The 22,567-nt window shown below is 65.2% G+C and carries 19 protein-coding genes; 9 read left to right on the top strand and 10 right to left on the bottom strand.

The annotated features are described in order from the left end of the window. Positions 1 to 116 precede the first annotated feature (116 nt). Together L8G49_RS11935 and L8G49_RS11930 are read right to left on the bottom strand one after the other, a co-directional pair. Positions 117 to 1,991: an acetyl/propionyl/methylcrotonyl-CoA carboxylase subunit alpha gene (locus L8G49_RS11935; RefSeq protein ID WP_242185946.1), complete on the bottom strand. Its 1,875-nt coding sequence runs from the start codon at positions 1,989 to 1,991 to the stop codon at positions 117 to 119. Position 1,992: 1 nt separating this feature from the next. Next, positions 1,993 to 2,478 carry a nuclear transport factor 2 family protein gene (locus L8G49_RS11930; RefSeq protein WP_242185944.1) on the bottom strand — a complete coding sequence of 162 codons (486 nt, stop codon included), beginning with the start codon at positions 2,476 to 2,478 and terminating at the stop codon, positions 1,993 to 1,995. Between the two features lie 101 nt (positions 2,479 to 2,579). On the opposite strand from L8G49_RS11930, the gene L8G49_RS11925 reads away from it, so the two are divergent. Continuing rightward, positions 2,580 to 2,975 (top strand): endonuclease domain-containing protein, encoded by a 396-nt coding sequence (locus tag L8G49_RS11925; RefSeq protein WP_242185942.1) that lies wholly within the window; start codon positions 2,580 to 2,582, stop codon positions 2,973 to 2,975. Positions 2,976 to 3,157: 182 nt separating this feature from the next. On the opposite strand, the gene L8G49_RS11920 is transcribed toward L8G49_RS11925, so the two are convergent. Next, entirely contained in the window at positions 3,158 to 4,759 is a 1,602-nt protein-coding gene (locus L8G49_RS11920) for a carboxyl transferase domain-containing protein (RefSeq protein ID WP_242185939.1), read from the bottom strand. A gap of 137 nt (positions 4,760 to 4,896) precedes the next feature. Between L8G49_RS11920 and L8G49_RS11915 the strand changes: the two genes are divergently transcribed. Beyond that, positions 4,897 to 6,960, top strand: coding sequence for a M13 family metallopeptidase (locus L8G49_RS11915; RefSeq protein ID WP_242185926.1), 2,064 nt, complete (start codon positions 4,897 to 4,899; stop codon positions 6,958 to 6,960). Positions 6,961 to 7,102: 142 nt separating this feature from the next. Here L8G49_RS11915 and L8G49_RS11910 read toward each other — a convergent pair whose 3' ends face one another. Beyond that, complete coding sequence (locus L8G49_RS11910; protein WP_242185924.1) at positions 7,103 to 8,269, bottom strand: isovaleryl-CoA dehydrogenase; 1,167 nt, start codon at positions 8,267 to 8,269, stop codon at positions 7,103 to 7,105. 86 nt (positions 8,270 to 8,355) lie between these two features. Between L8G49_RS11910 and L8G49_RS11905 the strand changes: the two genes are divergently transcribed. The 5 genes from L8G49_RS11905 to L8G49_RS11885 all read left to right on the top strand — a co-directional run bounded on the left by L8G49_RS11905 (position 8,356) and on the right by L8G49_RS11885 (position 15,285). Further along, on the top strand, positions 8,356 to 8,538 hold the full coding sequence (locus tag L8G49_RS11905; protein WP_026046530.1) for a hypothetical protein: 183 nt from the start codon (positions 8,356 to 8,358) through the stop codon (positions 8,536 to 8,538). Between the two features lie 154 nt (positions 8,539 to 8,692). Beyond that, a complete protein-coding gene (locus tag L8G49_RS11900; protein WP_242139262.1) occupies positions 8,693 to 9,874 on the top strand; it encodes an efflux RND transporter periplasmic adaptor subunit in 1,182 nt (393 codons plus the stop codon). A 6-nt stretch (positions 9,875 to 9,880) separates the two neighbouring features. Next, positions 9,881 to 13,099: an efflux RND transporter permease subunit gene (locus L8G49_RS11895; RefSeq protein WP_242185922.1), complete on the top strand. Its 3,219-nt coding sequence runs from the start codon at positions 9,881 to 9,883 to the stop codon at positions 13,097 to 13,099. Then, a complete protein-coding gene (locus tag L8G49_RS11890; RefSeq protein ID WP_242185920.1) occupies positions 13,096 to 14,673 on the top strand; it encodes an efflux transporter outer membrane subunit in 1,578 nt (525 codons plus the stop codon). Before L8G49_RS11895 ends, L8G49_RS11890 begins: the two co-directional genes overlap by 4 nt. A gap of 90 nt (positions 14,674 to 14,763) precedes the next feature. Continuing rightward, positions 14,764 to 15,285: a GNAT family N-acetyltransferase gene (locus L8G49_RS11885; protein ID WP_242185917.1), complete on the top strand. Its 522-nt coding sequence runs from the start codon at positions 14,764 to 14,766 to the stop codon at positions 15,283 to 15,285. A 66-nt stretch (positions 15,286 to 15,351) separates the two neighbouring features. Here L8G49_RS11885 and L8G49_RS11880 read toward each other — a convergent pair whose 3' ends face one another. The 6 genes from L8G49_RS11880 to L8G49_RS11855 form a co-directional block, all read right to left on the bottom strand. Further along, a complete protein-coding gene (locus L8G49_RS11880) occupies positions 15,352 to 15,687 on the bottom strand; it encodes a phasin family protein (RefSeq protein ID WP_242138904.1) in 336 nt (111 codons plus the stop codon). 101 nt (positions 15,688 to 15,788) lie between these two features. After that, complete coding sequence (locus tag L8G49_RS11875) at positions 15,789 to 17,210, bottom strand: hypothetical protein (RefSeq protein ID WP_242185916.1); 1,422 nt, start codon at positions 17,208 to 17,210, stop codon at positions 15,789 to 15,791. Position 17,211: 1 nt separating this feature from the next. After that, positions 17,212 to 18,606 carry a dihydrolipoyl dehydrogenase gene (lpdA, locus tag L8G49_RS11870; RefSeq protein ID WP_242185914.1) on the bottom strand — a complete coding sequence of 465 codons (1,395 nt, stop codon included), beginning with the start codon at positions 18,604 to 18,606 and terminating at the stop codon, positions 17,212 to 17,214. Further along, positions 18,599 to 18,994 (bottom strand): hotdog domain-containing protein, encoded by a 396-nt coding sequence (locus L8G49_RS11865; RefSeq protein ID WP_242185913.1) that lies wholly within the window; start codon positions 18,992 to 18,994, stop codon positions 18,599 to 18,601. Before L8G49_RS11865 ends, lpdA begins: the two co-directional genes overlap by 8 nt. Continuing rightward, complete coding sequence (locus L8G49_RS11860; RefSeq protein ID WP_242138900.1) at positions 18,987 to 19,205, bottom strand: hypothetical protein; 219 nt, start codon at positions 19,203 to 19,205, stop codon at positions 18,987 to 18,989. The genes L8G49_RS11865 and L8G49_RS11860 overlap by 8 nt, the downstream gene beginning before the upstream one ends. Before the next feature lie 7 nt (positions 19,206 to 19,212). After that, positions 19,213 to 20,580 (bottom strand): pyruvate dehydrogenase complex dihydrolipoamide acetyltransferase, encoded by a 1,368-nt coding sequence (locus L8G49_RS11855; RefSeq protein ID WP_242185912.1) that lies wholly within the window; start codon positions 20,578 to 20,580, stop codon positions 19,213 to 19,215. 128 nt (positions 20,581 to 20,708) lie between these two features. Here L8G49_RS11855 and L8G49_RS11850 point away from each other — a divergent pair, with 128 nt between their 5' ends. Continuing rightward, on the top strand, positions 20,709 to 21,164 hold the full coding sequence (locus L8G49_RS11850) for a universal stress protein (RefSeq protein WP_242138898.1): 456 nt from the start codon (positions 20,709 to 20,711) through the stop codon (positions 21,162 to 21,164). Between the two features lie 759 nt (positions 21,165 to 21,923). Continuing rightward, positions 21,924 to 22,559, top strand: a complete 636-nt coding sequence (locus L8G49_RS11845) for a LuxR family transcriptional regulator (protein WP_242185911.1) — start codon at positions 21,924 to 21,926, stop codon at positions 22,557 to 22,559. Positions 22,560 to 22,567: the final 8 nt, after the last annotated feature.

The raw sequence follows: 22,567 nt of genomic DNA, 5'->3' as shown, positions 1-22,567 counted from the left end.
GCGCGCTCCAACCGCCCGATCCGGCAGGACAATCCCCCGGCAGCCGATACGCTCGACGACGCGTATCCGGGTGCCGGCGAAACGCGCACCCACCCCCGCCATGCCTGTTCCCGCAGTCAGGGCGTTTCCGGCCCCGGTTCTCCCCGCGTGATCAGAACCAGCACCATCCCCTCGTTGACTTGGCCGCCAGCGGTCGCCGTCAGTGCGGCGACCGTCCCGTCGAACGGCGCGGTCAGGCTGTGCTCCATCTTCATCGCTTCCAGCGTGACGAGCTTCTGGCCCTTGGTCACGACGTCGCCTTCGGCCACGTCGACGGCGATGATCCGGCCCGGCATTGGCGACAGGATCGCACCATCCGCCGCCGCTCCGGTCGCGGTCCCATAGCCGCGCCACAACCGGTAGGAGCGCGCATCGCCCAGCGCGAACAGCGTGATCTCCTCCTCGGCAACATCCGTGTCAGGTACCACGTCCTCGACCGTATGGACCTGCCCGGCTTGATCCACGATCCGGACGGTCCGGCGGGCCGGACCGTTGAGCCGGAACCCGCTGCCAGCCGTCCACGGCGTATTGGCATCACCTGCGACCAGCGCGGCGGCGACCGCCTGGAGAGCGTCCGCCTCGACCGCCAGCGGATTGGCGAGCGCGTCGCCGCGGCGTCCGATCAAGCCGGTATCCATCGTGCCCGCGCGGAACTCGGGGTCCTCGCATAAGCGGCCGAGGAAACCGGCGTTGGTCTGGACCGGCCAGACCTCGACGTCGGTCACCGCGTCCCACAGCCGATCAATCGCCTGCTCCCGGCTCGGTGCATGGACGACCAGCTTGGCGATCATCGGGTCGTAGAACGGCGTGACGCTCCCGCCTTCCTCCACGCCGGTCTCGATCCGCGCGAAGCCCGGCAGCGCAAGATGCTCGAGCGGGCCGGTCGAGGGGAGAAAGCCCGTCGCCGGGTTTTCGGCATAGAGTCGCGCTTCCATCGCCCAACCGTCGATCGCAAGCGCGTCCTGGCGCAGCGGAAGCGGTTCGCCGCTCGCGACGCGCAGCTGCCATTCGACCAGATCGACCCCGGTGATCTCTTCCGTCACCGGATGCTCGACCTGAAGCCGGGTGTTCATTTCCATGAACCAGATGCGATCGGCGCGCAGTCCATCAGTCCCGTCGGCGATGAATTCGATCGTGCCCGCGCCGACATAGTCGACCGCCTTGGCCGCCCGGACCGCCGCCGCGCAGATTGCCTCGCGCGTCGCCGCGTCCATGCCCGGCGCGGGCGCTTCCTCGATCACCTTCTGGTGCCGCCGCTGGAGCGAGCAATCGCGCTCGAACAGGTGCACGACGTTGCCATGGCTGTCGCCGAACACCTGCACCTCGATATGGCGCGGGGAGAGGACGTATTTCTCGATCAGCACCTGCGTATTGCCGAAGGACGATGCCGCCTCGCGCTGGCACGACAGCAAAGCGGCCGCAAAGTCCTCGGCCGCATCGACACGCCGCATGCCCTTGCCGCCGCCGCCTGCGACAGCCTTGATGAGCACCGGATAGCCCACCGCCGCCGCTTCCGTCGCGAGCCGCTCGGGCGACTGGTCATCCCCCAAATAGCCGGGCGTGACGGGCACACCCGCTTCGATCATCCGGGCCTTGGCGGCGTCCTTCAGCCCCATCGCGCGGATGCTGTCGGGATTGGGGCCAACCCAGATCAGCCCGGCATCGATCACGCTTTGCGCGAAGTCCGCGTTTTCCGAGAGAAAACCGTAGCCTGGGTGGATCGCCTCGGCGCCGCTCTGCTGCGCGGCGGCGATGATCCGGTCGCCGCGCAGATAGCTTTCGCGCGCCGGGCTCGGACCGATGTGGACCGCCTCGTCCGCCTCGCGGACGTGGAGCGCCTCGGCATCCGCATCGGAATAGACCGCGACCGTCCGCACCCCCATGGCGCGCGCGGTGCGAATGATGCGGCAGGCGATCTCGCCGCGATTGGCGATGAGCAGCGATTGGATCACGTCAGTTCTCGCAAGGTGTCGTCCGCGACGACCAGGTAATGTTCTGGACCAGCCAGCGACCATTTTCGCGGACCAGATCGAAATGATCGTAGCCGCAATGGTGCCGCACGCCGTTAATGCTGAAAGTATAAGGCGCCCACACCATCGCGATGTCGCCGTCCACTTCGATCGCGGGGGTGCTGATCCGCTCCTCGAACCGCTCCGCGCCCGGCGTGAAGCGCGCGAGCAGCTCGGCGCGGGTCATGTGCTTGACGGTGCGCGTGCCGTCGGCGTTCTCGCTCGCCAAGGTGGCGGTCGCATCGGCACGCATCGCGTCGCCGATCCGCACGGCATCGCGCGCGCCGATCCCGGCGAGCAGCGCGGTGACAGGGGCGAGGACCTGCCCTTCCTCGGTCGCGGGGGGCGGCAGGCCGGTGCCCTTGGGAAGCGGCTGCACCGGGGTGACTTGCGACGACATTTGCGCAAGCAGCGCGAGGATCATGAACATGGCGGGCACTCCGGCAAATTCCTCCCCGAGCTTGTCTCGGGGAGGGGGACCATGCGAAGCATGGTGGAGGGGTTGGCGCAACGCTTGGGGGAGCGGGCAGGATGATCCGGGGCACTACCGAAGCGTTTCACCGCTCGCGCGCATCGCGGTGGAAGCTGACCTTGCCCGAAGTGTTGCTGTGGCAGCAGTTGCGCAAACGCGGCACGGGGCACAAATGGCGACGGCAACAGCCCGCCGGCGTCTATTCGCTCGACTTCTATTGTCACGCCGCACGACTTTGCGTCGAGGTCGATGGCGAGGCGCATAGTCGCGGGGACAGGCCGCAACGCGATGCCCGACGCGATTCCTGGGTCCAGGCGCAGGGTATCGTCACGCTGCGAATTCCGGCGATCGACATATTGCGCGACCTCGATGCTGTCCTGCGGGGTATCGTTGCGTACGCAACGGAACGCGCACCCGTCCACCCCCCTTCCCGAGACGAGCCCGGTGAGGAATGAACCTGTCCTAAATCCTCCCCGAGCTCTGCTCGGGGAGGGGGACCGTGAGCATTCAGCGAACGGTGGAGGGGTGGATGCCGGATGCAACGTCCGCCGTCGCGCAAACCCCTCCACCACCAGTCTGAAGAAGACTGGCGGTCCCCCTCCCCCGTTGGGGGAGGATTGAAAAGCGGGCACCCCCATCACATCCGGAACACCCCAAACGCCGGCCGCTCCGGGATCGGCGCGTTCAACGTCGCCGCGAAAGCCAGTCCGAGCACGTCGCGCGTCTGCGCCGGATCGATGATGCCGTCGTCCCACAGCCGCGCGGTCGCATACCAGGGATTGCCCTCGTCCTCATATTTCTGCCGGATCGGCGCCTTGAACGCCTCCGCCTCGTCGGCAGACCAGCCCTCCGCATCGCGGTGCACCGTCGCCAGCACCGACGCCGCCTGCTCCCCGCCCATCACCGAGATCCGGCTGTTGGGCCAGCTGAACAGGAAGCGCGGCGAATAGGCGCGCCCGCACATCCCGTAATTCCCCGCGCCGAAGCTCCCCCCGATCAGCACGGTGATCTTGGGGACCGTAGCGGTCGCAACAGCCGTCACCAATTTCGCGCCATGCTTGGCGATCCCCTCCGCTTCATAGCGCCCGCCAACCATGAACCCAGAAATGTTCTGCAGGAACAGCAGAGGGATCTTCCGCTGGCACGCCAGCTCGATGAAATGCGCGCCCTTCTGCGCGCTCTCCGAAAACAACACGCCGTTGTTGGCGAGGATCGCGACCGGGATCCCCCAGATATGCGCGAACCCGCACACCAGCGACGTCCCGTACAACGCCTTGAACTCGTGGAATTCCGACCCATCCACCAGCCGCGCGATGATCTCGTGCACGTCATACGGCGCGCGCACGTCGGCGGGCACGATCCCGTACAATTCCTCGCCAGCAAACCTCGGCAACCGCGGTTCGGCGTAATTGACGTCACCGCGCGTCTGCGGCGGCAACATCGAGACAATGTCGCGCACGATCGTCAAAGCGTGATCGTCATCCTCCGCGACATGATCGACCACACCCGACTTGCGCCCGTGCGTATCCGCGCCGCCAAGCTCCTCCGCCGAAATCACCTCGCCCGTCGCAGCCTTCACCAGCGGCGGCCCGGCCAGGAAGATCGTCCCCTGCCCCCGCACGATGATCGTCTCGTCGGACATCGCGGGCACATAGGCGCCGCCCGCGGTGCAGCTCCCCATCACGCAGGCGATCTGCGGAATCCCCTTGGCGGACATGTTCGCCTGGTTGAAGAAGATCCGCCCGAAATGATCACGATCCGGGAACACCTCCGCCTGATGCGGCAGGTTCGCGCCGCCGCTGTCGACCAGATAGATGCACGGCAGATGGTTCGCCTCGGCAATCTCCTGTGCGCGCAGATGCTTCTTCACGGTCAGCGGATAATAGGTCCCGCCCTTCACGGTCGCGTCGTTGCACAGGATCATGCACTGCCGCCCCGACACGCGCCCGATCCCGGCGATCAAGCCAGCCCCCGGCACCTCGTCGTCATACAGGCCGTTCGCCGCTAGCTGCCCGATCTCGAGAAACGGCGCCCCCGGATCGAGCAACCGCTCGACCCTGTCGCGCGGGAGCAGTTTGCCACGCGCGGTATGGCGCTCGCGGCTCTTTGCATTCCCGCCCAGTGCGGCGGTCGCGACGTCGGCCACGAGCCGTTCCACCAGGGCACGATTGTGCGCGGCATTGGCGTGGAAGGTGTCACTGTCGACGCTGATCTTCGAGTCTAGGACGGGGGCGCTCAAGGGCGGTTTCCTGCTTGCAGTATCCGTTGCATTTGAAACTGCCTAGCGACCCCGCGCGGCGAAGGAAAGCCGATTGGCAGAACCGCGGCGCCGGTCTATCGCGGCACCAAACCGATAGTTGCCGAGGATACTTGTCCATGAAACGCCTGACCGTATTTTCCATTGCGCTGCTCGCGACCTCGGCAATCGGGACCGGTCTGGCGGCGCAAGCGGTCGGCACGCAATCGGGCGTCGACAAGGCACTGGTCGACAACAGCGTCAAGCCGGGGGACAATTTCGACGATTATGCCAATGGCACGTGGCGCAATACCGCCGAGATCGAGCCAGCGCGCTCATCCACCGGTGTCGGCGTCGAAGTCCAAAAGGTCGCCGAGACGCGCAACGCGACGATCATCCAGGACGCCGCCAAGGCCAACGCCGCACCGGGCAGCAGCCAGCGCCTGATCGCGGATTATTACGCCGCCTATAACGACACCACCGCGATCGAGGCGCGCGGCGCAGCCCCGCTCAAGGCGCTGATCGCGCCCTATTACGCGCTACGCGACAAGACCGCGTTGGCGAAGGTGATGGGCGCACAGATGCGGTCGGACACCGACCCGTTCAACAACAACAATTATGCCAGCACGACCAATTTGTTTGGCCTGTTTGTCTCGCAGGATCTCAACCAGCCGAAGCGCAACGTCCCCTATCTAATGCAGGGCGGCCTCGGGCTCGCCGACCGCGATTACTATCTGTCGCAGAGCCCGCAGATGGCGGAATTGCGCGAGGGGTATAAGGCGTATCTCGCGCAGATCTTCGGACTCGCGGGCCTGAGCGATCCGGCCGCCCGCGCTGCCCGCGTGTTCGCGCTGGAAATGAAGATCGCCGCCGCGCAGACCGACATTGAGGCAAGCCAGGACGCCAGCAAGGGCGACAACCCGTGGACCCGCGCCGACTTCGCGCGCAAGGCCCCGGGAATCGACTGGGCGACCTACTGGACCGCGGCGGGTATTCCCGCCGCGCAGCAGGACTTCATCGCGTGGCAGCCCGAGGCGATCATGAAGCTCTCCGCCCTCGTGGCAAGCGAGCCCCTCGACGCCTGGCAGGACTGGCTGACCGCACACCGGATCACCGCGGTCGCCTCGGTTCTTCCCAAGGCGTTCGATGACGCGCGTTTTGGATTTTACGGCAAGCAGTTGAACGGGACGCCGGCGCAGCAGTCTCGCGACAAGCGCAGCATCGCGGCGGTCAACGCAGCACTCGGCGACGAGGTCGGGCGGCTGTATGCGGCGCGCTATTTCTCGGCGCAGTCGAAGGCCGAGATCCAGACGATGGTCAAGAACATCGTCGGCGCGTTCGACCAGCGCATCCAGAAGCTGGACTGGATGGCCCCCGCGACCAAGGCCGAGGCGCGGCGCAAGCTATCGGTGTTGTACGTCGGCGTCGGCTATCCCGATCACTGGCGCGCGTTCCCCAAGTTCGCGGTCGATGCGAAGGATCCGATCGGCAATCTCGAACGCGCCGATCTCGCTTTCTATCGCTATCAGACGGGCAAGCTCGGCAAGGCGCCCGATCGCACCGAATGGTGGATGACCCCGCAGACCGTCAACGCGGTCAATCTGCCGCTGCAGAACGCGCTCAACTTCCCCGCGGCGATCCTGCAGGCGCCCTATTTCGATGCGAAATACGACGCGGCCGCCAATTACGGCGCGATCGGTGCGGTGATCGGGCACGAGATCAGCCACAGCTTCGACAATCTCGGCGCGGATTTCGATTCGACCGGCAAGTATCGCAACTGGTGGACGCCCGCCGATCTGAAGCGGTTCGAACAGGCCGGTTCGGCGCTGGTTGCGCAATATGATGCCTATCAGGCGCTCCCGGGGTTGAAGCTCAAGGGCCGACAGGAACTCGGCGAGAACATCGCGGATACGGCTGGTTTGACAGCGGCTTACGAGGCGTACCGCGCATCCTATGGCGGCAAGGAACCGCCGGTGATCGACGGCATGACCGGCGACCAGCGCTTCTTCCTCGCCTTCGCCCAGAGCTGGCGCACCAAGATGCGCGACAAGGCGCTCCGCGCGCGCATCGCGACCGACGTCCATGCGCCGGCGATGTTCCGCGTGCTGACGGTGCGTAACCTCGATGCGTGGTATCCGGCGTACAAGGTCCAGCCGGGCGACAAGCTGTACCTTGCGCCCGCGGACCGGGTCCACGTCTGGTAAGACGCGGCCCTGATTTTGCTTTGAGCACCTCCCCGGCGAAGGCCGGGGCCCAATGGTGGCGTCCAATGGCATTGCGCGCAGCACCTGCCACGACCCGCCCTCGACTGGGCCCCGGCCTTCGCCGGGGAAGCAGTATGGCGTATTACTGCGCGTTCGGCGCGTCATGCCCGATCAGCTCGCGCCCGATCAGCATCCGGCGGATCTCGTTGGTCCCCGCCCCGATGTCGAGCAGCTTGGCGTCACGGTAGAACCGCTCCACCGGCCAGTCCTTGGTATAACCAGCGCCACCAAGCGCCTGCACCGCCTCGTTCGCCACCCGCACCGCATTCTCGCTCGCGAGCAGGATCGCCCCCGCCGCGTCGAACCGCGTCGTCTTCCCCGCATCGCACGACCGCGCGACCGCATAGACGTAGGCCCGCGCCGAATTGAGCGCGACGTACATGTCCGCGATCTTCCCCTGCATCAGCTGGAATGCGCCGATCGGCTTGCCGAACTGCCGCCGCTCGCGAACATAGGGCACGACCACGTCGAGGCACGCCTGCATGATCCCGAGCTGGATCCCCGCAAGCACGGTCCGCTCATAATCGAGCCCCGACATCAGCACGCCGACGCCGCCATTGACGGGCCCCATGATGTTCTCCTCGGGAACCTCGCAATCGGTGAAGACGAGCTCGGCGGTCGGCGACCCGCGCATTCCCATCTTGTCGATCTTCTGGCCGATCGCGAAGCCCGGCATGTCCTTCTCGATCAGGAAGGTCGTGATCCCGCGCGAACCCTCGCCAGTCTTGGCGTAAACGACGAGCGTATCGGCGTAAGCCGCGTTGGTGATCCAGAACTTGGTGCCGTTGAGGACATAGCCGCCCTGCACCTTCTCCGCCTTGAGCTTCATGCCGACGACGTCGGACCCTGCCCCCGCCTCCGACATCGCCAGGCTGCCGACATGCTCTCCCGAGATCAGCTTGGGGAGATATTTCGCTTTCTGCTCCGGCGACGCCCAACGTGCGATCTGGTTGACGCACAGGTTCGAATGCGCGCCATAGCTCAAACCGACCGACGCCGACGCGCGCGAAACCTCCTCGCACGCCAGCACATGCTCGAGATACCCGAGCCCCAGGCCGCCGTCCTCCTCGGCGACGGTGATCCCGTGTAGCCCAAGCGCCCCCATTTCAGGCCACAAGGCTTGCGGGAACCAGTCCTCGGCATCGACCTTCGCCGCCAGCGGCGCAATCCGGTCGGTGGCGAAGCGCTGCGTCGTATCGCGAATCATGTCCGCAGTTTCGCCCAGCGCGAAGTCCATTTCGGCGATCATATCCATCTCCTTTTGCGCACCGCCTAAACGTCGCGCCACTATCGGGCAATGGTATGTCGCCGCGCGATGCGATACCGCATGGCGTCATGAGTGAAGAACGATTCGAGCGCCATCGCCAGCCCTGGACGACGGACGAAATCCAGAAACTGCACACCCTTGCCAAGAAGGGCATGGCGCTCAAGGCGATTTCCAAGGCGCTCAAGCGCAGCGAGGAATCGACCAAGGATCGCGCTAAAGCGGACGGTCTTACCATCGCAAAGTTGCGGTAGCTCTCCCGCAGCGCAATAGGGCCGTACCGAGACAGTTGATCCGCCGCCGGAACAACCCTTATGAGGCTTCGTTAGGCGACAATTGCGCAGGGTATCCTCCTGTGGCGCATACCCCTGCGGAGCAGCGGCTCGGATGAAATTGCGGTCTTTTCCCGTGTGCGCGATCGGCGCATTTGGCCTTGCAGCGATCACCCTCGGCGGATGCGCCCAGAAAACCGATACCAAGGGCGGCCGCGGCGGCGCCAAGGGGCCGCCGGAAGTCGGCTATGTCGAAGTGCAGAAATCCAGCGTGCCGACCGTGACCGAGCTCGCTGGCCGTACCTCGGCCTATCAGACCTCCGAAGTCCGCCCTCAGGTTACCGGTCTGATCACCAAGCGCTTCTTCACGGAGGGATCGATCGTCCGCAAGGGACAGGCGCTGTATCAGATCGACCCGAGCCTGTACCGCGCGTCCGCCAATCAGGCTGCCGCCAATCTCGCGAGTGCCGCCGCCAACGCGTCCGCGACGAAGGTCAAGGCGGACCGCTACAAGCCGCTTGCGGACATGCAGGCGGTCGCGGCGCAGGATTACACCGATGCGGCAGCCGTGGCTCGCCAGGCCGCGGCATCCGTCCAGCAGACCCGCGCGGCGCTGGACACGGCGAAGATCAACCTGCGTTTCACGACGGTTCCGGCGCCCATTACCGGCAAGATCGGGCGCTCGCTCTACACCGAAGGGGCCCTCGTTACGGCAAGCCAGACCGATCCGCTGACCGTCATCCAGCGGCTCGATCCGATCTTCGTCGATATTCAGCAGGCCAGTGCGGATCTGCTCCGCCTGCGCCGCGCGCTGGCGGGTGGCGGGTCGTCCGCCGCGGGCCGCGCCGACGTTCGGCTGAAGCTCGAGGACGGCAGCGACTACGGCATGGTCGGAGACGTCGAGTTCTCCGAAGCGATGGTCGACGCAACCACTGGGACGGTGACGCTGCGCGCCCGCTTCCCCAATCCCAACGGCCTGCTGTTGCCGGGGATGTTCGTCCGCGCGAGCTTCGCGCAGTCGATCGACAACAACGCATTCCTCGTCCCCCAACAGGCGGTGTCGCGGGATGCCAAGGGCAACGCGACGGTGTTCCTCGTCGGTCCCGGGAACAAGGCGGTGCAGAAGAGCATCACCACCACGCGGACGGTGGGCACCAATTGGGTCGTGACCAGCGGCCTCAATCCAGGGGACAAGATCATCACGCAAGGTGTCGGGAAGGTGAAGCCAAACCAGGTGATCAAGCCGGTTCCGGCCAATGCGCCGCAACAGATCCGCGATCCCGGCAAGGGTAACGCCGCCGACAAGAAAAAGAACTGACGCGCCGTGATATCCCGCATCTTCATCGACCGGCCGATTTTTGCCTGGGTCATCGCGATCATCATCATGCTGGCGGGCATCGGCGCGATCTACACGCTGCCGGTCGAGCAATTCCCCGACATCGCGCCACCCCAGGTCAACATTCGCGCCACCTATCCCGGTGCCAACGCGCAAACTCTTGAAAACTCGGTCGCTCAGGTGATCGAACAGCAGCTCACCGGCATCGACGGCCTGCTGTATTTCTCGACCAGTTCGTCGTCGCGCGGTCAGGTGACGATTGCTGCGACGTTCTCGAAGGGCACCAATCCGGACATTGCGCAGGTTCAGGTCCAGAACAAGGTCCAGCAAGCCCTGTCGCGTCTTCCGCAGCAGGTCCAGCAGCAGGGCCTGACCGTCACCAAGTCAAATCCGGACTTCCTGCTGATCGCCGCGATCTACGATACCAGCGACAAACAGACGAACCAGGACGTCTCGGACTATCTGGTGTCCAATCTGCAGGACACCATCGGCCGCATCAAGGGCGTTGGCGACATCAACGTGTTTGGCGCGCAATATGCGATGCGCATCTGGCTCGATCCCAATCGGCTCGCCAGCTACAGCCTGATGCCGTCGGACGTGACGACCGCAATTACCGCCCAGAATGCGGAAGTTGCGGCGGGCGAGATCGGCGGCGTGCCGAACACGCCGGAACAGGTGCTCGACGCGACCGTCACCTCCCAGTCTCGGCTGTCGACCCCCGAGCAGTTCCGCAACATCGTCCTCAAGACCCAGTCGGACGGATCGACCGTCCACCTGTCGGACGTCGCCCGCATCGAACTCGGTGCCGAAAGCTACGCGGTCACCAGCCGCGTCAACGGACACCCGGGTGCCGGCATCGCGGTCAGCCTGGCGCCGGGCGCCGACGCGCTCGGGACAGCGGAATTGGTCAAGGCCGAGATCGAGCGCGCATCGAAGGGGTTTCCCAACGGCTACGCCTACAGCTTCCCGCAGGATTCGACCGCGTTCATCAAGCTGTCGGTCGAGGAAGTCGAAAAGACGCTGTTCGAGGCGATCATTCTCGTCGTCATCGTCATGTTCGTGTTCCTCCAGAACTGGCGCGCAACGCTGATCCCGACGATCGCGGTTCCGGTCGTTCTGCTCGGCACGTTCGGGATTTTTGCGCTGGCCGGCTTTTCGATCAACACGTTGACGCTGTTCGGGCTGGTGCTGGCGATCGGGCTGCTCGTCGACGACGCGATCGTCGTGGTCGAGAACGTCGAACGGTTACTCGAAGAGAATCCCGAGATGTCGCCGCGTGACGCGACCATCCAGTCGATGGATGAGATCACCGTAGCGCTCGTCGCGATCGCGCTCGTATTGTCGGCAGTGTTCCTGCCGATGGCATTCTTCGGCGGATCGACGGGCGTGATCTACCGCCAGTTCTCGATCACCATCGTGTCGGCCATGGTCCTGTCGGTGGTGGTTGCGCTGGTTCTCACCCCGGCGCTGACCGCAACCTTGCTGAAGCGCAAGAGCGATCAGAAGCAGGATGGCTGGTTCGCCCGCAAGACCCAAGGCGCGAAGGATTGGTTCAACAACGGGTTCGATCGTACCGTCGACCGCTATGGTCGCGCCGTCGAGCGCGTCGTGGATCGCAAGTGGCTGTTCCTGCTGATCTATGCGGGGGTCATGGCGGTCCTGGTGCTGCTGTTCGTGCGACTGCCGACCGGCTTCCTCCCGACCGAAGATCAAGGCATCGCGCAGATCCAGTATAATCTCGCGCCGGGGGCCACGCTGAACCAGACGCGCGTTGCGCAGTTGCAGATCGAGAAATACTTCGCGGGCCCGGAAGCCAAGAACGTCGACGGGTATCTGACCGTCGCGGGTGGCGGTAATGGCGGTGGCGGCTCCAACGCCGGGCGTGGTTTCATCGCGCTCAAGGATTGGGCGGATCGCAAGGGCACCGAAAACGGTGCCGACGCGATCACGCAACGCGCGACCAAGGCGCTCGGCGGTCTTCGCGACGTGGAATTCTATGCGACCGTGCCGTCCGCGGTCCGGGGCCTCGGTCAGTCGAACGGCTTCACGATGGAGCTGCAGAACAGCGGCGGGTTGAGCCGCGAGCAATTCAAGGCCGCACGCGACGGCCTTCTGGCCGCCGCGCGCGCCGACCCCACGCTTGCGGCGATACGACCGACCGACCTCGACGACCAGCCGACGCTACAGGTTGCGCTGGATTCCCAGAAGCTGAGTACGTTGGGGCTGACGCAGGCCAATGTGAATGCGACGCTGTCGACCGCCTGGGGCGGCAGCTATGTCAACGATTTCAACGATCGCGGCCGTGTGAAGCGCGTGTACGTCCAAGGCGACGCGCCCTATCGGTCGTCGCCGGACGATCTGTCGAAATGGTTCGTGCGCGGCACGACCGGGACAATGGCTCCGTTCTCGGCCTTTTCGACCATTTCGTGGAGCAAGGCACCGCCCTCGCTCGCGCGATTCTCCGGAATTTCGTCCTACGAGCTCTCGGGGCAGGCGGCGCCCGGACAGAGCTCCGGCCAGGCGATGAACCGGATGACCGAACTCGCCGCCAAATATCCGGGAACGAGCGTGGCCTGGGCCGGGCTGTCCTATCAGGAGCGGCTGTCGTCCGGGCAGGCGCCGTTCCTGTACGCCATCTCGCTGCTGGTCGTGTTTCTCTGCCTTGCCGCGTTGTATGAGAGCTGGACGATCCCGGTGGCGGTGCTGCTGATCATTCCGCTCGGCCTGGTCGGCGCTGTCTTCGCCGTGACGCTGCGCGGGCTGCAGAACGACGTTTACCTGCAGATCGGATTGCTCACCACCATGGGTCTGGCGGCGAAGAACGCGATCCTGATGATCGAGTTCGCGGAACAGGCGGAGAAGCAGGGCAAGCGTGTCATCGAAGCCGCACTCGAAGCGGCCCGCATCCGACTGCGCCCGATTTTGATGACCAGCTTTGCGTTCATCTTCGGCGTTCTGCCGTTGGCCATCTCGACCGGCGCGGGCGCAAACAGTCGTATCGCGATCGGTACGGCGGTGATCGGCGGGATGCTAACGGCCACGATCCTTGCGATCTTCTACATTCCGCTGTTCTTCGTTCTGGTTCGCCGCGGCACACGCGATGTGCTCAAGCACTTCCATCACGACTCGCCGGACGCACCACGCCAGCCGGAGGCCTACGGCCCCCCTGCCCCCCGAACTGCAGATCGCCCGGAGGCAACGGCATGATGCGCAAGATCCTGCTCGGCGTGTCGCTCGCTGCCGTGTCGGCCTGCTCGATGGCACCGAAATACGTGCGGCCCGAACTGCCGGTACCGCCAAGCTGGCCCAGCGGCGACGCCTATCTACGCCGGAGCGAGGCGGCACTGCCCAGCGTTTCGTATCGCGATATCTTTCGGGACCCGCGATTGCAGCAGATCATCGTCGAAGCACTCGCCAACAATCGCGACCTGCGCCTTGCTGCGGCGAACATCGAGACGGCGCGCGCGCAATATCGCATCCAGCGCGCCGAGCTGCTTCCCGAACTTGCAGTGTCCGGGAGCTTTACGCATCGCGACAGCGGAAACGGTGCGACCACCACGACCACCGGAACGGGCACGACGACCGGATCGACCGGGTCAACCGGAACGACCGACCCGACGACCGGCGTCGGCACCGGAAACGGGACCGGCACTGGCATCACGACGACGTCGACGAGCGGCGTCCGGAACACCTTTTCCGCCAACCTCGGCATTACCGCGTTCGAGATCGACTTGTTCGGGCGCGTGAGATCGCTGACCACCGCCGCGCAGAACCGGTACTTCGCGACCGAAGCTGCAGCGCGTGCGACGCGCCTTACGCTGGTCGGGGATATCGCGACCGCCTGGTTGACCTATGCCTCTGACGTGAGCCTCCTCAAGATCGCGCGGGAGACCGCAGCGATCGCCCAGACCAGCGTCAACCTGACCCGGGCGCGGCTTGACGGCGGAATTGCGCCACGGACCGATCTCGCGCAGGCGCAGATCGTGCTGCAGACCGCCCAGTCGGATCTTGCCACGCAGACGACGCTCGTCGCCCAGGACGTCAACGCGTTGCAGCTGCTGGTGGGTGCCCCGGTCGACCCTTCGCTACTGCCGAAGTCGATCGAGGAGGCCGCACCGACCGTCGCCGAACTGCCGGCAGGGCTCAACTCAACCATCCTGTTCCGTCGTCCGGACGTACTGCAAGCCGAATATGAGCTGCGCGCGACGAACGCAGAAATCGGTGCGGCACGTGCCGCCCTGTTCCCGCGAATTTCGCTCACGGCGCTCGCCGGCTTGGCAAGCACGTCGCTGACAAGCCTGTTTACGGGCGGGGCTTTCAACTATTCGGTAGCGCCCAGTGCGAGCTATTCGATCTTTTCAGCCGGTGCTGCGCGTGCTGGCGTCCTGCAGACGCGTGCGCAACGCGATGCGGCCCTCGCGACTTATGAAAAGACGATCCAGACGGCCTTTAGCGAAGTGGCCGATGGTCTGGCGCGCCGGGGTACCATCGACCGTCAGCTGGCAGCCCAGATAGCGCTGTCGGCGGCTGCTACCGACAACTACCGGTTGTCCGATGCGCGCTATCGCGGTGGTATCGATACGTTTCTGCAAAGTCTCGACGCCCAGCGTTCGCTCTATTCGGCACAGCGCACGCTGGTTTCGACACGGCTGACGGGGGCGACCAATCGCGTCACGCTCTATCGCGTGCTCGGCGGCGACGCTCTGCTCGATCCGACGCCTGCGGGGCCACGTCCCGCTGCAGCACAGCCGGTGAGCGGTGCTTCTGCAACGATGAGGTGACTTTACGCCGCTACGCTGTATGGATCGGCGTGGCGCCAAGGTGACCGGTGGCACTGGCCGTCCGGGGGATCGGCCGGGGATATGTTCGACATGAGCCATCGCATCCGTCGTTTCACTGCCGACGATCAGCCCGCGATGATCGCGTTCGCTCAGCAGCTGCCGGAACATGACCTGTTGTTTCTAGGGCGCGACTTGAAGCATCCGCGCGTGGTCGCGGCATGGGTCGAGGCAATGGAAGCGGGCTATATCGATGGTCTCGTCGCCGAGGAAAACGACCAGCTGGTGGGCACTGCGGCGCTCGTGTGTGATCCGCTAGGCTGGAGCACGCACGTCGGTGAGGTGCGATTGCTGGTGACGCCCACGCGCAGGGGCGCTGGCGTCGGCCGTGATCTGCTCGAGGGTATCTACGTGATCGCGCGCGAGCGCGGGTTGCGCAAGCTGGTGGCGAACATGACGCCGGACCAGATCGGTTCCGTCATGCTGTTCGAAAGCCTGGGGTTTCGCGCCGAAGCCTTGCTTCGCGACCAGGTCCGCGACCGACAGGTCAACCCGCACGACCTCGCGATCCTGAGCGCAGATATCGCACGTGAGGCAGGGACGGCTACTGCCTGACCGCAATCAAGCTCGACGTTTGAGGGAGGACGCCCTCTCCCTCACCAGGAAGAGGACGTCGGTTTTTCATCCCTTGTCGCCGCGCATCACCCCAACGGTGTCACGGCCGAACTGCATGATCAGTTCGCCGATCTCGCGCGCCTGCGTCATGTTGCGGCTGCTCTGTTCCCGAATAAAATCCCCCTGGATCTTCATTACTTCGGACAGATCCTTCGCACCCGCCGCAGCGCGCATCGCATTGAACGCCTCGCGCGTGTTGGTCTCCGCCTGATCGAGCATCTTGAGGCTCACGGTCGATCCGGTCTCGGCGATCTTGCCGCCCGCATCGCGCATCGCTTCGCCGGCCTTGCGCGCCGGATCGAGGACCTTTTCGTTGAACGCGTTCTGCATCGTGTCGGTCATGCCATCGGTCCTTTTACTAGGCGCCGCCTGCCGAGCGGCCGGTCCCGGCTTGGGTGCCGGTGTCGTCTCATCCAAACGCACGAAAGGGAATTTCGTACCGTTCAAAGCAGTTGCGCGGCGTAGGTCGCCGGTGCGCGCGGCAGGACGAGGCGGGCCGCCGTTCCGCTGCAGATGACCAGCGCCAATGCTACCCCTCCGACCATCAGTTCGCGCCGCGTCAACGCGCGTTCGGCGACCAGGAGTACGATAGCCACCGTCGTCGCGACCATCGACCACAAGTGATACCGCAGGTCCGACGCAATACTGAGCACCAGGAAACTCGTCTCCAGCAGCACCGCCGACACCAGCAGCGCGAGCGCGAAGTCGCGGATCGCACCCACGTGCCGCCGCAGCGCCACAGTCAGGCCGATGAGCGCACAGCACAGGAATGCAATCGGCCATCCAAGCGGCGTATCGACGGTCCAGCCTTCGATCGTTTGCCAGACAGTCGCCGCAGCGCCCGGGCTCGTCAGACCGAGGTCGTTGGGTTGACTGCGGACGGGTGGCAACGCGCCCGGCGCCCCTGCCCCAACGAGCCAGCGCTCGGTCGAATTCCAATGCCCCAGCCTGTGCTGGAGGTACGCACCCGGCGCGCGGAGGACTGCGCCTGCCAGCATCTGGTAGAGCGTGCCAGGTGAATAGGCATGCAAGCCCTCGACCTGCGGGCCGCAGCGATCCGGTTCGCCGAGCGGATCCCAGAAATAGGGTTTGACGCAGTGCCGCGCCGCAATCGTGCGGATTTCGGACGGCGTCAGTCCGGTGAACACGCCGGGCGCACGAACCGCAATCGCACTCAAATCGTAAATCGCTTCGGTACGCTCGACCCCGCTTTTACCTGCGCCCAGCATTGCGTGATTGATCACCGGCGAAACCGCCAAGACAATCCCGACGCCGACCAGCGCCATCACGGCGCGAGCCCACCAGGACCGCGGGCCGACCAGCATGACGACCAGGGCGACCGTGGCAAACACGGCATTCGCCCGAACCAGCGTTGCATAGCCGAGCAGCACCGCGGCCAGCAGCCAGGCAAAGAAAGGTACGCGCGCCGCCCGCAACCGCCACCAACCCACGATCCCGACGGCCGCCAGCATCGCGCCGAGCATCTGAGCGTCCTTCAGCACCGTTCCCTGCCAGCCCAGGAACAGCGGAACGACACCGACCAGCAATACCGCGATCCCGCCCTGCAGTTTCCCGATCCTGACCAGGGTCACCGCAATCAGACCTAGCCCGAACCAGTACAGCGCCATCTGCAGGAGCAGCATCGGCGCAGCAGGCGGGACGCCGCCTGCGCTTCCTCGCAGCACCGCCCAGAGCCGCGCCATGATCGGGGGGTGCCAGTCCTCATATTCGCCGGCCAGCACTTGCCCGTATTGCGCCACCGTATCGTACATCGCGACGCCCGGCCAGAATAGCGCGAGCGCGGCGACGCACAGGACCAGCGCCGCCCCGGCCAGAATCGCAGGGCGGAGCCGGTCGGCGGTCATGTCAGAAGTGGATCGCCCGGCCGTACGCACCGAGGACGCTCTCGTGCATCATCTCGCTGAGCGTCGGATGCGCGAACACCGTCTCCATCAGTTCGGCCTCGGTCGTCTCGAGCTGGCGCGCGACGACATAGCCCTGGATCAGCTCGGTCACTTCCGCGCCGACCATGTGCGCACCGAGCAACTCGCCGGTCTTGGCGTCGAACACGGTCTTGACGAAGCCTTCCGCCTCGCCGAGCGCGATCGCCTTGCCGTTGCCGATGAACGGGAATTTGCCGACCTTGAGCTCGTAACCGGCTTCCTTGGCCTTCGCCTCGGTGAAGCCGACGCTTGCGACCTGCGGGCGCGAATAGGTGCAGCCCGGGATGTTCCACTTCTCGAACGGATGCGGCTTCAACCCCGCGATCGCCTCGACGCAGACGATCCCCTCATGGCTCGCCTTGTGCGCCAGCCACGGCGCGCCGGTCACGTCGCCGATCGCGTAGATCCCCTCGACGTTGGTGCGCGCATAGCCATCGACCTTGATGTGCCCGCGCTCGGTCTCGATCCCGAGCGCCTCGATCCCGATGTTCTCGGTGTTGGGCACGATGCCGATCGCGACGATGACGTGGCTATACTCTTCCGAGGTAACCGTCCCGTCCTTGCCCTTGATCTTGGCGGTGACGCCCTTGGCCGAGGTCTCGATCCCCTCGAGACCGGTCCCGACCAGCAGCTTGATTCCCTGCTTCGTCAGTGCCTTGTCCATGAACGCGGAAACTTCCTCGTCCTCGACCGGCAGGATCCGCGGAAGCATCTCCACGATTGTAACGTCCGCGCCCATATCGTTGTAGAAGCTTGCGAATTCAACGCCGATCGCGCCGGATCCGATGACCAGCAGCTTGGTCGGCATTTCGGGCGGGACCATCGCGTGCCGGTACGTCCAGATCCGCTCCCCATCCGCCTTGGCGAACGGCAGGTCGCGCGCGCGCGCGCCGGTCGCGACGATGATGTGGTTGGCTTCGAGCTCGGTCGTCTTGTCGCCTTGGCGGACGGTCAGCTTGCCCTTCCCGGTCAGCGCGCCGACGCCCTCGAACACCTGGATCTTGTTCTTCTTCATCAGGCCTTTGACGCCCGCGTTGAGCTGGCCCGCGACCTTGCGGCTGCGCTCGACCACCTTGTTCAGATCGAACGACACATTGTCCGCGCTGAGGCCGTAGCTCTCGGCATTCTGCATGTAGTGATAGATTTCGGACGTGCGCAGCAGCGCCTTGGTCGGGATACAGCCCCAGTTGAGGCAAATGCCGCCCAAGCGTTCGCGCTCGATGATCGCGGTCTTGAGGCCAAGCTGCGCCGCGCGGATCGCGGCGACATAGCCGCCGGGGCCGGAGCCGAGGATGACGAGATCGAACGTATCAGCCAAGGGAGGATCCTTCTTGTAGCGGGAGAGGACGATCGTCCTCCCCCATCGAAACCAGGGTAAAGCGCCCGCTCGCGGCGCGCTCGGTTTGATCGCCGTGTCGGTCGCGACGCCAGACCGAGACGGCGACCGTCATCGACGTGCGCCCGGTGGCGACGATCTCGGCGTGGAAACTGACTTCATCGCCAATCGCAACCGGCGCGGTGAAGCTGAAGGCGTCCGCCGCCACCACGGGCGCACGACCGCCACAATAGCGCGAGGCGACCGACCCGGCCGCAAGCGCCATCTGTCCCATCAGCCAGCCGACGAAGATCTTGCCATAGGGGTTGGCGTCACACGCCATCGCCGTCGCTCGGATCGCTGGCGCGGCACTGGGGGGCGCCTCAGACATTCCCCGTGTCGCCCTGTGCCGCCCGATCGCGCGCCCACGCCCGGCGTACCGGACCGACGCCCATCAGCACCAGCACGATCATCGAGACATAGGCGACACCCCAGATCGACCCGCGCGCGGCGGGGACCGACCAGGTCGCGAGCGATGCGAACACCGCCGCGCCGATCAGCCCCGCCACGATCCACAGCGCTTCGATCAAGGTGCGCCACATCGGCATGTCAGGCGAGCATGCCCAAGGGCGATTCGACCAGTGCCTTGAACGCCTGCATCAACTGTGCGCCATCCGCGCCGTCGATCGCGCGGTGATCGAAGCTGCCGGTCGCCGACATCACCGTCGCAACGCCGAGCGTATCGTCGATTATGTAGGGACGCTTCTCGCCGGCGCCGATCGCCATGATCATGCCCTGCGGCGGGTTGATGACCGCCTCGAACTGCTTGATCCCGTACATGCCCATGTTGCTGAGCGATGCCGTACCGCCCTGATATTCCTCGGGCTTCAGCTTGTTGTCGCGGGCGCGCGAAGCGAGATCCTTCATCTGGGTCGAGATCGCGGCGACGCCCTTGGTGTCGGCGTGCGAGACGATCGGCGTGATCAGCCCCGACGGGGTCGAGACCGCGACCGAAATATCCGCGCGCTCGAAACTGATCAGCTGGTCGGGCGTGAACATCACGTTGCACTTGGGCACCTGCATCAGGCTGGCGGCGAGCGCCTTGATCAGCAGGTCGTTGACCGACAGCTTGACGCCACGGCCCGCGAGCCCCTTGTTCATGTCGGCGCGCAGCTTGAGGAGTGCGTCGAGCCGGATATCCACCGTCAGGTAGATGTGCGGAACGGTCTGCTTCGACTCGGTCAGGCGGCGCGCGATCGTCTTGCGCACGTTGCTGAGCTTCTCCGCGGTGTGCGGGATGTCCGGGATCGCGGCGGGCTTGGGTGCCGCGGCCGGCGCAGCAGCGGTCGGTGCCGATGCGGCAGCGGCGGCACTCGCCTGTGCGGCTGGAGCGTGACCGGTCTTCGCGCCTTCGAGATCGGCGCGGACGATCCGGCCGTTCGGGCCAGAACCCTGCAACGCCGCGAGGTCGATGCTCTTCTCGGCAGCAATGCGGCGCGCGAGCGGGCTCGCCTTGACGCGCTCGCCATCCTGGCGCGCAGCGGGTGCGGGCGTCGGCGCGGGCGCAGCCGACTTCGGCGCAGCGCCGCCCTCGGGGTTGCCATGATCCTCGGCCTGCTCGGCCGTGCGCTCGACCGGCTTGGCTTCGCTGCCGGTCTTGTTGGGGTCGACGGGCGACGGCTTGGGCTCGGATTCCTTCGCGGCGGGTTCGGGCGTCGTCGCGCCGGCGCTCTCGCCGTCCGCGAGCAGCGTGGCGATCACGGTGCCGACCTTCACATTGTCCGTACCCTCGGCGACCAGGATCTTGCCGATCGTGCCTTCGTCGACGGCTTCGAATTCCATCGTCGCCTTGTCGGTCTCGATTTCGGCCATCAGGTCACCCGATTTGACGACATCGCCCTCCTTGACCAACCACTTGGCCAGCGTACCCTCCTCCATCGTCGGGGAAAGTGCAGGCATTTTGATCTCGACCGGCATCGACACGTCCTTGTTTTGACCGAATCCTATGGCCGCCGTCCTTCGCGCCCGATCAAGGTGCGGTCAAGACCGACGCTTGCGTCATGCGGCAGTTAGCCCCACTTATCCGCAGGGGAGAGCCGGTACAAATGCGCATCTATCTGGTCGTCATCGATGAAACGCCCGAAAGCAGCATCGCGCTGAGATTCGCCGCGCGCCGTGCGGTCAAGACGGGCGGCGGGGTCGAGATCCTTGCCTTGGTCCCGCCGACCGAATTCACGCCCTTCGGTGGCGTGCAGGCGACGATCGAGGATGAAGCACGCGAACACGCCGAGGCGCTGGTAACGGGCGCAGCTGGAACGCTCATCCAGGAATCGGGCTTGCGACCGTCGATCACCGTTCGTCAGGGCGAAGGCCCCAAGGTCATCCGCGAGATGATCGCCGCCAATTCCGACATCGCGGCGCTGGTACTGGCAACCGCCGCGGCCGGCGCGCCCGGGCCGCTGGTCACCCATTTTGCCGGGCTGGATGCGGGCGCTCTGCCGATCCCGTTGATGATCATCCCGGGATCGCTGGATCGCGAAGCGATCGATCGGCTGAGCTAGCGGGCGCGATACGCGTCTCGGAGCCGCCCCGTGCCATCTTGCCTGGTAGCGAAGCGATCGATCTTTTTCCGATCGTGATAGCATCTCGTCCAATCCCGTTGCAGCATGGCGCGCCCATCCGGCGAGCCCTGTTCCCCAAACAGGAGCCCTGACGGAGCGTTGCGGCGGGCGAAACGCTACCGGCAGGGGCTTCTCGCTGCGGCAGGAACAGCTAGGGCTCTACTCATCTCCCTCACTATCGCCCCATGCTCCGCGGTTCGTGCAGCGTAGACCGCGGCTCGCGCTGCGATCCTGAAGAAAGATGGCGCCACTACAACCTTTGTCTGGATACCATCATCGACTGACCGCGCGTATTGATAGTCGGCGAGCCAAAGGCCGCATCGAGCCAAAGACCTGAACCGCACTGCGTAGCATCTGCCAATGTCACGTGGTGCGGTTTTTGCGGCGCGTGCCACACCCCGTCCCGATGCGGGCGATCGTCGAGCCCTGACTGCTCGGTGTGATCGTCCGTCGCGATCATCCGTTACAGGAGCACGATCCATGTTCTACACGGTGCATCCCACGTCCGCCCCCAGATCATACCCCGTAGTAATGCTATATTGTTCATGCCAGCGCGACGCTGTTCCATGACGTGGGGCGAGACAAACGGGGAGGGCCAGCAGCACTCGCGACAGGCCCGCGTTCACCGTTCTTGGCGCTTCAGGGTGTTTTGGCGTCAGGCCATCCCGTCTGACGCCATGATCGAGTAGAAAGCGTATCATGGCAGAAGCGGGCGCTATCGCACGTCCTCGTTTTGGCTCCGAGCCGGAAGCGGACAAACACCGGAACGGTGGTCGCCAGGCAGGATCGATCCACGTCCATTTCGATGCGCACCGCGCCCTCATCGCGCGCAGGCATTCTGACACCGTGTTCTTTCCCGAGGTGTTCACGATCCACGATGGCATCGTCCAGTTCCGAAGCAGCACGACGCATGATCTGGTGGAACGCGCACTGAGAAGTGCCCTGGCCCAGGCACCGGCCAATGCCTGCCTTCGCGCGGTTTTTGCGCAACCGCGCTTTGCCGGCTTACCGCTCATTCTTCGATTGTTCGTACAACGCGTTGAAAACGGGCGTTTGGTCGCGCGTCTAACCATCCTCGATCTCGATACGTCGTATCACCTGTCCGAAACGCTGTTGTGCACGACCTTTGCGCTTACCAAGGCCGAGGCGGCCCTCGCGGCCGCCTTGGCCGATGGGGAAACGCTGCAGGACGTTGCCTTGCGGACTGGGGTCCGCGTTTCGACCCTGCGGACTCAGTTATCCAACATATTGGACAAGACCGGAACGGGTCGACAGGCACAGCTCGTCCGCCTGCTCAGCAAGATGCTGGTGATCGAAGCGGACGACGCGTCCTGACGCTTCCC

The sequence above is a fragment of the Sphingomonas sp. CARO-RG-8B-R24-01 genome (assembly GCF_022662295.1).
In the GTDB taxonomy this organism is placed as follows: Bacteria; Pseudomonadota; Alphaproteobacteria; order Sphingomonadales; family Sphingomonadaceae; genus Sphingomonas.
This window is presented reverse-complemented; position numbering and strand designations above follow the sequence as displayed.

Bases quoted from the DNA above. Each gene is read 5' to 3' on its own strand.
- L8G49_RS11890 (WP_242185920.1), top strand. From the start codon at position 13,096: ATGATGCGCAAGATCCTGCTCGGCGTGTCGCTCGCTGCCGTGTCGGCC.
- L8G49_RS11875 (WP_242185916.1), bottom strand. From the start codon at position 17,210: ATGACCGCCGACCGGCTCCGCCCTGCGATTCTGGCCGGGGCGGCGCTG.
- L8G49_RS11860 (WP_242138900.1), bottom strand. From the start codon at position 19,205: ATGTGGCGCACCTTGATCGAAGCGCTGTGGATCGTGGCGGGGCTGATC.
- L8G49_RS11910 (WP_242185924.1), bottom strand. From the start codon at position 8,269: ATGATCGCCGAAATGGACTTCGCGCTGGGCGAAACTGCGGACATGATT.
- L8G49_RS11905 (WP_026046530.1), top strand. From the start codon at position 8,356: ATGAGTGAAGAACGATTCGAGCGCCATCGCCAGCCCTGGACGACGGAC.
- L8G49_RS11925 (WP_242185942.1), top strand. From the start codon at position 2,580: ATGATCCGGGGCACTACCGAAGCGTTTCACCGCTCGCGCGCATCGCGG.
- L8G49_RS11855 (WP_242185912.1), bottom strand. From the start codon at position 20,580: ATGCCGGTCGAGATCAAAATGCCTGCACTTTCCCCGACGATGGAGGAG.
- L8G49_RS11845 (WP_242185911.1), top strand. From the start codon at position 21,924: ATGGCAGAAGCGGGCGCTATCGCACGTCCTCGTTTTGGCTCCGAGCCG.
- L8G49_RS11850 (WP_242138898.1), top strand. From the start codon at position 20,709: ATGCGCATCTATCTGGTCGTCATCGATGAAACGCCCGAAAGCAGCATC.
- L8G49_RS11880 (WP_242138904.1), bottom strand. From the start codon at position 15,687: ATGACCGACACGATGCAGAACGCGTTCAACGAAAAGGTCCTCGATCCG.
- L8G49_RS11930 (WP_242185944.1), bottom strand. From the start codon at position 2,478: ATGTTCATGATCCTCGCGCTGCTTGCGCAAATGTCGTCGCAAGTCACC.
- L8G49_RS11865 (WP_242185913.1), bottom strand. From the start codon at position 18,994: ATGTCTGAGGCGCCCCCCAGTGCCGCGCCAGCGATCCGAGCGACGGCG.
- L8G49_RS11885 (WP_242185917.1), top strand. From the start codon at position 14,764: ATGAGCCATCGCATCCGTCGTTTCACTGCCGACGATCAGCCCGCGATG.
- L8G49_RS11915 (WP_242185926.1), top strand. From the start codon at position 4,897: ATGAAACGCCTGACCGTATTTTCCATTGCGCTGCTCGCGACCTCGGCA.